General features: G+C 47.8%; 1 protein-coding gene. It reads right to left on the reverse strand.

Going from position 1 to position 255, the window contains the following annotated elements; all coding sequences use genetic code 11:
- Window positions 1-245 (reverse strand): hypothetical protein (locus VC182_RS11530; protein ID WP_323485381.1); only part of this gene is annotated, 245 nt, incomplete at its 3' end.
- Window positions 246-255 lie beyond the last annotated feature (10 nt).

The following is a 255-nucleotide window of genomic DNA, read 5'->3' on the forward strand; positions in this document are numbered from 1 at the left end:
GTATCTGAAATAGTTACCAAATCCCCCGCAACAATACCAGCGGTGGCGGCGTTATTAGCCAATACTCTGACGGTACCGTTATATACATAGGTGGCAGGTGTCGCAATGATTGTGATTGCCCGTGGAGCAACCGTTAGGTCCCCAGTGACCACTGGAGAGATGTTGGTGATGTTATTGCCGGTGATTACAAAGTTGGCTGCAGATAGGCCATAGGTGCCAACGCTTACATTATTTGAACCACTCATAACTGGGTTA

The sequence above is a fragment of the Polynucleobacter sp. AP-Nickl1-40-C4 genome, assembly GCF_035012665.1.
Lineage (GTDB): Bacteria > Pseudomonadota > Gammaproteobacteria > Burkholderiales > Burkholderiaceae > Polynucleobacter.